Genomic DNA, 12,652 nt, shown 5'->3' on the forward strand with positions numbered 1-12,652 from the left:
ACCCTTACGCTAAGTCACCTGCTACCAGAGGGACGAATCTAACCATTTCCACTACAGTAGAAATATACTCCTCGCCTCTACGCTCAATTTTTAATAGCTGTTGTTCAGCCTCACCAACAGGAATAACCATCTTACCGCCATCTTTTAACTGCGCCAGAAGTGCTTGGGGAATGACTTCCGCCGCAGCGGTGACGATGATGGCATCAAATGGGCCTTTGCTTTCCCAGCCTAGCCAACCATCTCCGTGTTTGGTCGAGACATTGTAAATATCAAGCTGCTTCAAACGACGCTTCGCTTCCCATTGTAAGGATTTGATTCGTTCGACAGAGCAAACATGATCCACGATTTGCGCTAACACCGCGGTTTGATAGCCTGAACCAGTACCAATTTCCAAAACATTGCTGGTACGTTCAAGTTCTAGCAACTCTGTCATACGAGCCACTATGTAAGGCTGAGAAATAGTTTGTCCCTGACCAATCGGTAACGCATTGTTATCGTAGGCTTGGTGCACCATCGCCTGAGAAACAAAACGCTCTCTAGGCAAGTGGTGAATTGCATCCAAAACTCGTTGATCTTTGATGCCACTGGCGACCAAAAATTCAATCAACCGGTCAGCATGTGGGTTACTCATTACTTCTCTTCCTTCAACCAACTGTCCATGGCACGCAGAGACTCATGGGCTGTGAGATCGACTTGCAGAGGGGTAATCGATACCCGACCATGCTCGATTGCATAAAAGTCGGTACCTTCACCCGCATCTTGCTCTTTTCCTGGAGGGCCTAACCAATAAATATCATGACCTCGCGGATCTTTCTGCTTGATCATATTCTCGGCATGATGGCGCGCCCCTAAACGAGTCACTTCAATTTCACCCAGTTTTTCTAGTGGCAGATCTGGTACGTTAACATTTAATAAACGGTTGGTTGGAATGGGCATAGCTAAATGTTGTTGTACCAGCTTACGTGCAATTTTTGCTGCTGAGTCAAAATGGTGTTTTCCAACCAGAGAGAAAGCGACAGACTGAACACCAAGAAAGTGACCTTCCATTGCCGCAGCAACCGTGCCCGAATACAGCACGTCATCGCCCAAGTTCGCTCCATGGTTGATGCCGGTAAGAACAAGATCCGGCAGGTCACCTTTCATTAGCTCATTCAGAGCAAAGTGAACACAATCCGTTGGGGTTCCTTGTACCGAATAGGTATTTGGCGCAATCTCTGTCACGCGCAGTGGCTGTTCTAACGTCAACGAGTTTGAGGCTCCTGAACGGTTTCTGTCCGGTGCGACAATCGTAACTTCAGCAATATCTCTCAACTCATCTGCAAGAGCATGAATTCCCTGAGCGTAAACACCATCGTCATTGCTTATAAGAATGCGCAGTGGCTTGATGCTTGATGAACCTAGTTCCATTAGTATTCTCTTTCTACTTTAACCTCGTTGACTAACTCACGTACAATCGACGTAGCAAAAGACCCAGCATCTAATGAGAAAGTCAGCGTAATATTATTACCTTCAACGTTCCAAGCGAAATCTTGCGGCTTTAACGCGATATTACGACGGTCATGGCGCATACGGTTACCGCGAATAAGAGCCATCAGATCAGGCTCTTCATCCAGAAATGGCTGCTCTAACGCAAGAGCATCAGCTTGTGTCGGTAAAGCATTGTCACCAGCTAATGCAGCGGTAATTGACGCCTTTCCATCGATAAGCTGAGCCTGGATTTCTGCCATGTTATCTGCATCGACCACAATGTTACCTGAGGACGTTTGTGCGACATCACCTAAGATAAACTTATCGAACACATCCTGTTCCAGACGTGCTGATACGATACGGTTAAATATCCACGAACGCGCCGCAGACAGATAGAGACTGCGCTTATTTTGATTGCGAGTACGTACGTTTTCACGTCCCCAGCGGCGAGCTTCTTCCAGATTATTACCATCGTTACCAAAACGCTGGCTCCCAAAATAGTTTGGCACACCGACTTGTTTAATTTTTTCAAGACGTTGTTCCACGTCTGCGATATCTGTAACTTCAGACAAAGTGACAACAAACTCGTTCCCAACCAAATCGCCAGGACGCAGTTTTTTGTTGTGACGATCTGTTGCCAGAATTTCAATACTCGGGTACTGCGCTAAAAACGCACTGAAATCAGGTGTGTCACCTTTAGGTAAATGAATGCTTAACCATTGCTCTGTCACCGCATGGCGATCTTTTAAACCTGCCCAGCTCACATCCTTAGATTTCACACCACACGCTTTGGCTAACTCATTAGCGACGAAGCTGGTGTTCTCACCTGTTTTACGAATACGCACCATCAAGTGCTCCCCTTCACCAGTGAAGGAAAAGCCCAGATCTTCGCGAACCTGGAAATGTTCCGGTTGCGCTTTAATTTTTGCTGATGCTACCGGCTTACCCGCGAGGTAAGCCAATGAAGATAAAATGTCTGACATGATTTATTTCCGCTGTTCACACAGCATTAAAGAGCAATTATTGCTTGAAAAGAAGCACAACTGCTTCTGTAGCAATACCTTCTTTGCGTCCAGTAAAACCCAGGCGCTCTGTCGTGGTTGCTTTAACGTTGATGTTGCTGATATCGGTTTCAAGATCTTGAGCGATTGCTGCACACATAGCTTCAATGTACGGAGCCATTTTTGGTGTCTGAGCTATGATGGTAATGTCCGCATTGCCTAATCGATATCCTTGATCTTTTACTCGGCGGTAGACATCTTTGAGTAACTCACGGCTGTCAGCGCCTTTCCATTTATCGTCAGTATCAGGAAAATGACGACCAATATCACCCGCTGCAATAGCACCAAGCAACGCATCACTTAACGCATGCAGGGCGACATCACCATCTGAGTGTGCAATGAGTCCTTGTTCATAAGGAACAGAGACACCGCCGATAATAACCGGGCCTTCACCACCAAATTTATGCACGTCAAAACCGTGACCAATTCGAATCATTTCTTATCCTTACTTACTCGCCGCGCTCACGACTTAGATAAAACTCAGCCAATGCGAGATCTTCTGGCTGAGTAATTTTTATATTGCTCGCATTGCCTTGAACCAAAGCAGGGGTTTCTCCCAACCACTCTAAAGCCGATGCTTCATCCGTGATGGCGATACCTTGCTGCAATGCAGCATCCAAGGCCCGTTTTAACTGCTGAGTTTTAAACATTTGTGGGGTTAGTGCATGCCACAATGCTTCTCTATCTACAGTATGATCAATATCCTGTGCTGGATTTGCACGTTTCATCGTATCTCTCACCGGCGAAGCAAGAATGCCGCCCGTAGGATGACCAACACAAACATCAATCAGACGGTCAATATCCGTTAAAGATACACAAGGTCTTGCAGCGTCGTGGACAAGTACCCACTCACAGGAGAATTGTGCACTTACATAGTTTAGTCCTGAAAGCACAGAGTCGGCTCTTTCTTTACCACCCGCAACTCGAATCACATCTGGATGATTTGCAATGGATAGCTCAGGGTAATATGGGTCACCTGCCGTAATCGCCACCACCACTTTAGAGATTTTAGGATGTGAGAGAAGTTTCTCAACGGTATGCTCTAGCACCGCCTTTCCATCAATCAATAAATACTGCTTGGGACGATCTGCTTTCATTCGGCTGCCGACACCAGCAGCAGGAACAATAGCGATATGTGATGAGACTGAATCCAACATCTTACTGGTTGTCCTCACCAACAATTCGGTAGAAAGTCTCACCATCTCTGACTAAGCCAAGTTCATGACGCGCTCTTTCTTCAATCGCATCAATACCTTGCCTTAAGTCGTCAATTTCAGCAAACATTTCATTATTGCGAGCTTGTAGCTTGCTGTTCACTTGCTGCTGTACTTCAATTTCATCTTTTACTGCATAGTAATCAGACACCCCGTTCTTGCCGAACCAGAGAGTGTATTGAAGTAAGCCAAACAGTAAGGTAAGGGCTATAACAAAGATTCGCATATCGTTGCTAACATTCTGTACCGGAAGGAATTAGATAAGATGACATATATAGCATAAATGCGTGATTGCCTCTAGGGCAGAAAGGAAGACTCACAAACTCCTCACATGAAAGAGTGTAAAGAAACGCTATTTCAGCCCTGCGACATAAAAAAATACCCCGCCGAAGCGAGGTATCTATAAAGAGCGATAAAGCTAAGCTAATAATTATGCTTGGCCTTTATCTTCTTTAAGACCGCTTTCTTGTAAAAACGGGGGAGCGCGCTCACCTAGAGCTTCCTCGATACGGATAAGTTGGTTGCTTTCTTTAGGCATAGCAGCAACACGGTCAGAACGGCTCATCGCTCTTAATTACCCGTATTTAAACAAAAACCCCCGCCGTAGCGAGGGTTTCAAAGTTTATAAAACCAATATTAATTCAATAAGAATTAAGCTTGGCCTTTAACTTCTTTAAGACCGTTGAAAGGAGCGCGCTCACCTAGAGCTTCCTCGATACGGATAAGTTGGTTGCTTTCTTTTAGGCATAGCAGCAACACGGTCAGAACGGCTCATCGCTCTTAATTACCCGTATTAAAACAAAAACCCCCGCCGTAGCGAGGGTTTCAAAGTTTATAAAACCAATATTAATTCAATAAGAATTAAGCTTGGCCTTTAACTTCTTTAAGACCGTTGAAAGGAGCGCGCTCACCTAGAGCTTCCTCGATACGGATAAGTTGGTTGTACTTAGCAACACGGTCAGAACGGCTCATAGAACCAGTCTTGATTTGACCTGCAGCTGTACCTACCGCTAGGTCAGCGATAGTTGCATCTTCAGTTTCGCCAGAACGGTGAGAGATTACTGCTGTGTAACCTGCGTCTTTAGCCATCTTGATTGCAGCTAGAGTCTCAGTTAGAGAACCGATTTGGTTGAACTTGATTAGGATAGAGTTAGCGATGCCTTTCTCGATACCTTCAGCTAGGATCTTAGTGTTTGTAACGAATAGGTCGTCACCAACAAGTTGGATCTTATCGCCTAGAAGTTGAGTTTGGTGTGCGAAACCAGCCCAGTCAGACTCGTCTAGACCATCTTCGATAGATACGATTGGGAATTGCTCTACTAGACCAGCTAGGTAGTGGTTGAACTCTTCAGAAGTGAAAGTTTTACCTTCACCTTTCATGTTGTAGATGCCAGCGTCTTTGTCGAAGAACTCAGATGCAGCACAGTCCATAGCTAGAGTAACGTCTTTGCCTAGCTCGTAACCAGCAGCTGCAACAGCTTCTGCGATAACTTCTAGCGCTTCAGCGTTAGATTTTAGGTTAGGAGCGAAACCACCTTCGTCACCAACAGCTGTGTTGTAACCTTTAGACTTAAGTACTTTAGCTAGGTTGTGGAATACTTCAGCACCGATACGTAGAGCTTCTTTAAGAGTTTTCGCGCCAACTGGTTGGATCATGAACTCTTGGATGTCAACGTTGTTATCTGCGTGCTCACCACCGTTGATGATGTTCATCATTGGTAGAGGCATAGAGAATTGACCAGGAGTGCCGTTTAGTTCAGCGATGTGCTCGTATAGAGGCATGCCTTTAGCTGCTGCAGCAGCTTTAGCGTTTGCTAGAGAAACAGCTAGGATAGCGTTAGCACCGAATTTAGATTTGTTTTCAGTACCATCTAGTTCGATCATTACTGCATCGATTGCAGCTTGGTCTTTAGCATCTTTGCCAACTAGAGCTTCAGCGATTGGGCCATTTACAGCTTCAATTGCTTTAAGAACACCTTTACCTAGGAAACGCGCTTTGTCACCGTCACGTAGCTCAAGAGCTTCGCGAGAACCTGTAGATGCACCAGATGGAGCTGCTGCCATACCTACGAAACCGCCTTCTAGGTGTACTTCAGCTTCTACAGTTGGGTTACCACGTGAGTCGATGATTTCACGACCTAGAACTTTAACGATCTTAGACATTAATGTTTCCTCTCGTTTCAAATATAAATGTCAATTTTAAAGGGCAGCAGCACAACCTTCGCAGCCACCCGTATCCCTTAAATTACTTCTCGAACTCGCCGCGTGAGAATTGACCCGCAGCCTTAACGAAGCCCGCAAACAATGGGTGACCATCGCGAGGCGTCGATGTAAATTCTGGATGGAACTGCGCTGCTACAAACCATGGGTGAGCAGGGTTCTCAATCACTTCAACCAATTTCTTGTCTGCAGATAAGCCTGAAACTTTTAGGCCAGCTTTTTCAATCTGCGGACGAAGATTGTTGTTTACTTCATAACGGTGGCGGTGACGTTCATGGATCGTCGCGCTACCGTAAAGTTGGTAAGCTTTAGTACCTTTTTCCAGGTGGCATAGCTGAGAACCCAGGCGCATTGTACCGCCAAGATCAGAAGTCTCAGTACGCTCTTCTACGTTACCTTCACTATCTACCCATTCAGTAATCAAACCTACCACAGGGTACTTAGTGTTTTTGTTAAATTCTGTTGAATGTGCACCTTCCATGCCCGCAACGTTACGAGCGTACTCGATAAGCGCTACTTGCATACCTAGACAAATACCTAGGTAAGGAACCTTGTTTTCACGTGCGTATTGAGCTGCACGGATCTTGCCTTCAACACCACGATCGCCGAAACCACCTGGTACTAGGATAGCATCTAGACCTTCTAGAACTTCTACACCTTTGGTTTCAATATCTTGTGAATCTACGTACTTAATTGTTACGTTTAGACGGTTTTTCAAGCCAGCGTGCTTAAGCGCTTCGTTTACAGATTTGTAAGCGTCTGGTAGTTCGATGTATTTACCTACCATACCGATGGTTACGTCACCAGTTGGGTTCGCTTCTTCGTAGATAACCTGTTCCCATTCAGAAAGGTCAGCTTCTGGCGCATTGATACCGAAACGAGCACACACTAGGTCGTCCAGGCCTTGAGATTTCACTAGTTGAGGGATCTTGTAGATTGAATCTACGTCCTTCATTGAAATTACCGCTTTCTCAGGAACGTTACAGAATAGCGCAATCTTCTTACGCTCGTTCGCTGGAATCATACGATCGCTACGGCAAACTAGAATATCTGGTTGGATACCGATAGATAGTAGCTCTTTTACAGAGTGCTGAGTCGGTTTAGTTTTTACTTCACCTGCCGCAGCAAGGTAAGGAACTAGAGTCAGGTGCATGAACATCGCGCGTTCACGGCCTACTTCGATTGCCAACTGACGAATCGCTTCCATAAACGGCAGTGATTCGATATCACCAACAGTACCGCCAACTTCAACAATAGCAATATCGTGGCCTTCAGAACCAGCGATTACGCGGTCTTTGATTGCGTTAGTGATATGAGGGATAACCTGAATCGTTGCACCTAGGTAATCACCACGACGCTCTTTACGAAGTACGTCGGCATAAACACGACCTGCAGTGAAGTTGTTACGCTTAGTCATCTTCGTGCGGATGAATCGCTCGTAGTGACCAAGGTCAAGGTCAGTCTCTGCGCCATCTTCCGTAACGAACACTTCACCGTGTTGAGTTGGGCTCATAGTACCCGGATCAACGTTGATGTAAGGGTCAAGCTTCATCATAGTCACTTTAAGACCACGAGCTTCAAGAATAGCCGCAAGAGATGCTGCTGCAATACCTTTACCTAGAGAGGATACAACCCCGCCAGTAACAAAAATGTAATTTGTCGTCATGTTTAACCTGAAATTGGTTGAATGAGGGAAATGGAGTGCTTCTGGACGGGAGATAAATATACCAGAAGCTCCTTACCGCCACAACGTGAAATCTATCACACCGCAATTTTTTATTTTTTGCTTCAAATCAAAGTGGACAGAGAGAAACTAAAGTGCGTATTTATGTTCTGAGTCAATCTTGCCCCATAAATAGCATTCTCTACCCATTCCAACTTTACTCTTCCGTTTTCACTTCATCCCAAAACTTATCAAGCTCGGTCAAAGAGCAATCTTTGAGTCCCCTGCCAGATTGAGCTACTTTCACTTCCACCTGCTTAAAGCGTCTTGCAAACTTCAAGTTCGCTTTACCTAATGCAACCTCTGGATCTTTGCCTAGATGACGAGCCAGATTGACGGTAGCAAAAAGCAAATCGCCCAACTCAAGCTCAACTTTTTCCTCATCCGGGTCAATTTGAAGCGCTTCTTCCATGACTTCATCAACTTCTTCCCGAACCTTGCCAACGACAGGACCAAGTGAGTCCCAGTCAAAACCGTATTTCGCACATTTTTTCTGAATCTTTGTAGCACGAGAAAGCGCCGGCAAAGAGTTTGGTATTGAGTCTAGGATACTTTCTTCCGATTTGCCTACTTGTGCTTTTTCTTTCGCCTTTTCTGCTTCCCAGTTCGCCGTAATTTCAGCATCGGATTCAAACTCAACATCAGAAAAAACATGAGGATGACGACGAGTCAGTTTTTCATTAACGGTTTCTACCACATCAGAAAATTCAAACAGCCCCTGCTCTTTGGCCAACTGGCTGTAAAAAATCACCTGAAACAGCAAGTCGCCCAGCTCTTCTTTAAGATTCGGCCAATCACGATTTTGAATCGCATCAACGACTTCGTAGGTTTCTTCTATCGTATGCGGCACAATGGTGTCGAAGCTTTGTTTCAGATCCCACGGACAACCACTCTCAGGATCGCGCAACTGCGCCATGATTGCTTCAAGCTGTTCAATTGGATGACTCATATACTTTTATTCCTTTAAACAAAAAAGGTGAGCAGCATAACCACTCACCTCTATTTAATTTGATTGTTTAACTCTCTAAATAGTTAACGTTGTAGCTAGGCGACAAGCAAACGAGACTCCTGAGCATGGTTCGCCATGTGATGGGCCTGAGCCGGCACCCCGGAGTGCGTGCAGTCAACAACGCTACAACGATAACTATGACGAGAGTTTTAGCCGAGACGTTTTACGGACATAACATCTTTTATTTGTTCAACACGTTTAGAAACGCGAGACAGCGCTTCCACATTGCTCACTTCGAGATCAAAGTCCATGATGGCCAGTTGACGACGATAATCGAGGCGGCTCTTCATGCTGGTGACTTTGATTTTTTCGTTCGCTAATAGGGTTGTGATGTCTTTAAGCAGACCACCACGCTCCATCGCTTCTACCCGTACGGTGAGAATGTATGAGCCGACAAAGCCGCTACCCCAGACGGTATCTATGATTCGCTCTGGCGCATGATGTCGTAACTCTTCTAGCTGCTCACAGTCACTACGGTGAACCGAAATACCACGACCTTGTGTTATGTAGCCACAGATCTCATCACCCGGAATTGGTTGACAACAACGAGCGAGGTGCGTCATCAGGTTATCTACACCTTCTACGACGACGGCATCTTTCTTAGGTCGGCTTTGAGCAGATGCTTTTTGCTCTGCTTCCTGCAATTTCTCTAGTGCTTGCTGGTCTTCTTCTTCAGCGGTCGGCTTATTTACCAGGGCATTAATATGATTAATGATCTGGTTGATGCGCAAATCTCCACTACCTACACCGACAAAGAGCTCATCTGGTGACTTGACGTTGAATCGCTTCAGCGCATAGCGCTCTGCATCTTTCAACGTAGCTCCAATCTTAACCAGTTCGTGCTCTAAGATTTCACGTCCGGCCTCTAAGTTTTTCTCACGACTCTGTTTACGGAACCAAGCGTTAATTTTAGCGCGAGCACGTCCGGAGTGAACGAAGCCCAGTGAAGGGTTCAACCAGTCACGTGATGGGTTTGGTTCTTTAGAAGTGATGATCTCTACCTGATCGCCCATATGAAGTTTATGGGTAAACGGCACAATGCGTCCTCCCACTTTGGCACCGATACAACGGTGACCAACTTCAGAGTGAATATGGTAAGCAAAATCCAGAGGCGTTGCGCCCATCGGTAAATCCACCACATCACCACGAGGCGTAAATGCGTAGACGCGATCATCAAAGACCTGACTGCGCAGCTCATCCAGCATCTCACCAGAATCGGACATCTCTTCTTGCCAATCCAGTAGTTTGCGTAGCCAGGTGATTTTTTCATCGTAGCCACTGCGAGCACTCGTGCCTTCTTTGTACTTCCAGTGAGCCGCGACACCAAGCTCCGATTCCTCGTGCATTTGCTTGGTTCGAATCTGGATCTCGATGGTTTTGCCTTCTGGTCCAAGAATCACTGTGTGGATTGATTGGTAACCGTTGGGTTTCGGGTTCGCAACGTAGTCATCGAACTCGCTTGGCAGATGCTTGTACTTAGTGTGAACCACACCTAGAGCGGCATAACAGTCTTGCAGTTTATCCGCAATGATACGTACTGCTCGCACATCGAAAAGCTCATCAAACGCCAAGCTCTTCTTCTGCATTTTTCGCCAGATACTGTAGATGTGTTTTGGTCGACCGCTCACTTCAGCATTAATGCCAGAAGCTTTCATCTCTTGAGTGAGATCTTCGACAAAGTCTTTTATGTACTGCTCACGGACAATACGACGCTCAGCTAACTGCTTTGCTATTTGCTTGTAGGTATCTGGCTGCTGGTAGCGGAAAGCGTAATCTTCAATTTCCCATTTAAGCTGACCGATGCCAAGTCGGTTAGCCAGCGGTGCATAGATGTTGGCACACTCTTTAGCGGCAGCACGTCGGACTTCATCCGGCGCTTTTTTCACTTCTATCAGGTTGCAGATGCGCTCTGCCAGTTTGATTACGACGCAACGAAAATCATCAACCATGGCAAGCAACATGCGACGAACGTTGTCTACCTGAGACGACGCAGCAGTGCTTTCCATAGTGACATTGAGTTGACCGATAGCGGCCATTTCTTCAACGCCATCAATCAGCTTTACAATTTCTTTGCTGTACTTCTCTTCAAACAATTCTCTTTTGAAGGCACCGCTTGAAACCAATGGGAACAGTTGAGCAGCCACTAGAGTCGCTTTATCCATAGACAAAGTGATCAGAATTTCGATCATCTCTCGTCCACGCCACAGCAATAATTCCGCTTGTTCGTTATCTACCAGAATAGACTGGCAGTCTTTATATACTTCGATTAAGCGCGATGCTGTGTTTTTCTCTTGCCCCAGACTAGCCACCCAGCGCTCGAGTTCAAACTGTTCATCTTGATTTAAATGCGCGCTTCTTACCGCAACCATCTCATCATCCTAATTATTATATTCGTGTGGTTTGACTAACACCGTTCAGATTAGTTTATACCCAAGTAACGCCAAACTGCTTAGATAAGAGAGAGTGACTTGGATATACAGTCCACGCGTTAAGCGCTGACTTTTTGACCCCACCACAAGTAAAGGGCCGATGTCCTAATAACTAGGACTTTTCAAACAAGGCCATTGATTCTAAATGGCTGGTATGCGGGAACATATCCAACATACCTAACTTGGTTAATTTGTAGCCTTGTTCCAGTAAGCTCTGACTGTCCCTTGCAAGGGTAGCAGGATTACAAGAAACATAAACCACGCGCTGGGCACCAAGTGTGGAAACTTGATCGATGATCCCGCTCGCTCCGGCACGTGCTGGGTCTAGCAGCACTTTATCAAACTTCTCTGCCGCCCATGCCTGACCTTCAAAGTCCAACTCAAGGTTAGCGTGATAAAATTGCGCGTTATTGATTTGGTTCAATGATGCATTATTTGTGGCTTTTTCCACCATCTCAGCCACACCTTCTACACCCACAACGTGTTTCGCTAACTTAGCGATTGGCAAACTAAAATTACCAAGACCACAGAACAAATCTAACACTCGATCGCTCTTTTGCGGGTCTAACCACTCAATCGCCTGTTCCACCATTTGGCGGTTTACTGTCTGGTTTACCTGAATAAAGTTGTTCGGTGTAAATGGAATCTTCACACCAATTTCTTGATAGAACGGTGTTTCACCTTCAACTAAGTCCAGCTGATCAGTTTCTGGCATCAGGTACAAGGTCGCGTTATGGCGCTGCGCAAGCTCGATTAAAGCCTCTATTTCTGATTCAGCGAGCTTATTCAAATGTCGCAGAATTATGCACGGCCCGTTGTCTCCTAATACCAGCTCTACGTGACCAAGCTGCTCTGGCTTTTTAAAACTCTGCAGCAGAGTGTAAATTTCTGGCAATAACACATTAAGCTGCGGCGCTAAAACCGGGCAATCAGTCACTTGGGCAATCTGCTTGCTTTGCTTTTTACGGAAACCAAAATGCAGTTGATGCGTTTTTTTATCCACAAACAAACTCACTCGCGCACGGCGTCGGTAACCCAACGTTTCACCTAATACTGGCTCATCCAACTCGATATCATGACCGGCAAATTTTCGCATTAGCTGACGCAGTGTCTGCTGTTTGTGCGTCAATTGTTGGTCATAATCCAAATGCTGCAAATCACAACCGCCACATTCATGGTAATGCGGGCAGAATGGCTCAACACGTGTGTCACTCGGCTGCAAAATTTTGATAAGCTTACCGCGGGCAAACTTACTTTTTTCTTCCACCAGTTGAGTAACGACCTCTTCACCAGGCAAAGCTCCTTCGATAAATAGTGGCTTTTTATTCAGGTAGGCGATACCTGCGCCGTGGTGATCCAAACGCTCAACATGTACTGCCTGATGACGAGAGTTGAGTTGGGTTTTCTTTTTAGGTTGGAAGATACGTGCCATGCTCTGTGCCTGATTTGTGTCTATTTGCTTTACGGCTTCACTATTATTGATTGCAGCCGTTGTGTGAATCGAATGACTTGATTATGCTTACCGTTTA

12 protein-coding genes are annotated in these 12,652 nt (G+C 45.7%); all 12 read right to left on the reverse strand.

Annotation, left to right across the window (positions count from 1 at the left end; translation table 11 throughout):
* Window positions 1-4: 4 nt before the first annotated feature.
* Complete coding sequence (locus WJM94_RS19785; protein WP_444495900.1) at window positions 5-631, reverse strand: protein-L-isoaspartate(D-aspartate) O-methyltransferase; 627 nt, start codon at window positions 629-631, stop codon at window positions 5-7.
* Window positions 631-1,407: a 5'/3'-nucleotidase SurE gene (gene surE, locus WJM94_RS19790; RefSeq protein WP_444495901.1), complete on the reverse strand. Its 777-nt coding sequence runs from the start codon at window positions 1,405-1,407 to the stop codon at window positions 631-633. Before surE ends, WJM94_RS19785 begins: the two co-directional genes overlap by 1 nt.
* Complete coding sequence (truD, locus tag WJM94_RS19795; protein WP_444495902.1) at window positions 1,407-2,450, reverse strand: tRNA pseudouridine(13) synthase TruD; 1,044 nt, start codon at window positions 2,448-2,450, stop codon at window positions 1,407-1,409. Before truD ends, surE begins: the two co-directional genes overlap by 1 nt.
* Before the next feature lie 37 nt (window positions 2,451-2,487).
* On the reverse strand, window positions 2,488-2,964 hold the full coding sequence (gene ispF / locus WJM94_RS19800) for a 2-C-methyl-D-erythritol 2,4-cyclodiphosphate synthase (protein ID WP_444495903.1): 477 nt from the start codon (window positions 2,962-2,964) through the stop codon (window positions 2,488-2,490).
* A 13-nt stretch (window positions 2,965-2,977) separates the two neighbouring features.
* Window positions 2,978-3,685, reverse strand: coding sequence for a 2-C-methyl-D-erythritol 4-phosphate cytidylyltransferase (ispD, locus tag WJM94_RS19805; protein ID WP_444495904.1), 708 nt, complete (start codon window positions 3,683-3,685; stop codon window positions 2,978-2,980).
* Between the two features lies 1 nt (window position 3,686).
* Complete coding sequence (gene ftsB, locus WJM94_RS19810; RefSeq protein ID WP_444495905.1) at window positions 3,687-3,968, reverse strand: cell division protein FtsB; 282 nt, start codon at window positions 3,966-3,968, stop codon at window positions 3,687-3,689.
* 204 nt (window positions 3,969-4,172) lie between these two features.
* A complete protein-coding gene (locus WJM94_RS19815; protein ID WP_444495906.1) occupies window positions 4,173-4,307 on the reverse strand; it encodes a hypothetical protein in 135 nt (44 codons plus the stop codon).
* 296 nt (window positions 4,308-4,603) lie between these two features.
* Window positions 4,604-5,905, reverse strand: a complete 1,302-nt coding sequence (gene eno / locus WJM94_RS19820; protein ID WP_444495907.1) for a phosphopyruvate hydratase — start codon at window positions 5,903-5,905, stop codon at window positions 4,604-4,606.
* A gap of 82 nt (window positions 5,906-5,987) precedes the next feature.
* Entirely contained in the window at window positions 5,988-7,628 is a 1,641-nt protein-coding gene (locus WJM94_RS19825; RefSeq protein WP_444495908.1) for a CTP synthase, read from the reverse strand.
* 214 nt (window positions 7,629-7,842) lie between these two features.
* On the reverse strand, window positions 7,843-8,634 hold the full coding sequence (gene mazG, locus WJM94_RS19830; RefSeq protein ID WP_444495909.1) for a nucleoside triphosphate pyrophosphohydrolase: 792 nt from the start codon (window positions 8,632-8,634) through the stop codon (window positions 7,843-7,845).
* Between the two features lie 209 nt (window positions 8,635-8,843).
* Entirely contained in the window at window positions 8,844-11,063 is a 2,220-nt protein-coding gene (relA, locus tag WJM94_RS19835; protein ID WP_444495910.1) for a GTP diphosphokinase, read from the reverse strand.
* Between the two features lie 172 nt (window positions 11,064-11,235).
* Window positions 11,236-12,555, reverse strand: a complete 1,320-nt coding sequence (gene rlmD / locus WJM94_RS19840) for a 23S rRNA (uracil(1939)-C(5))-methyltransferase RlmD (RefSeq protein ID WP_444495911.1) — start codon at window positions 12,553-12,555, stop codon at window positions 11,236-11,238.
* Between the last annotated feature and the right edge of the window lie 97 nt (window positions 12,556-12,652).

Source organism: Vibrio sp. YIC-376 (assembly GCF_052353105.1).
Classification (GTDB): Bacteria; Pseudomonadota; Gammaproteobacteria; order Enterobacterales; family Vibrionaceae; genus Vibrio.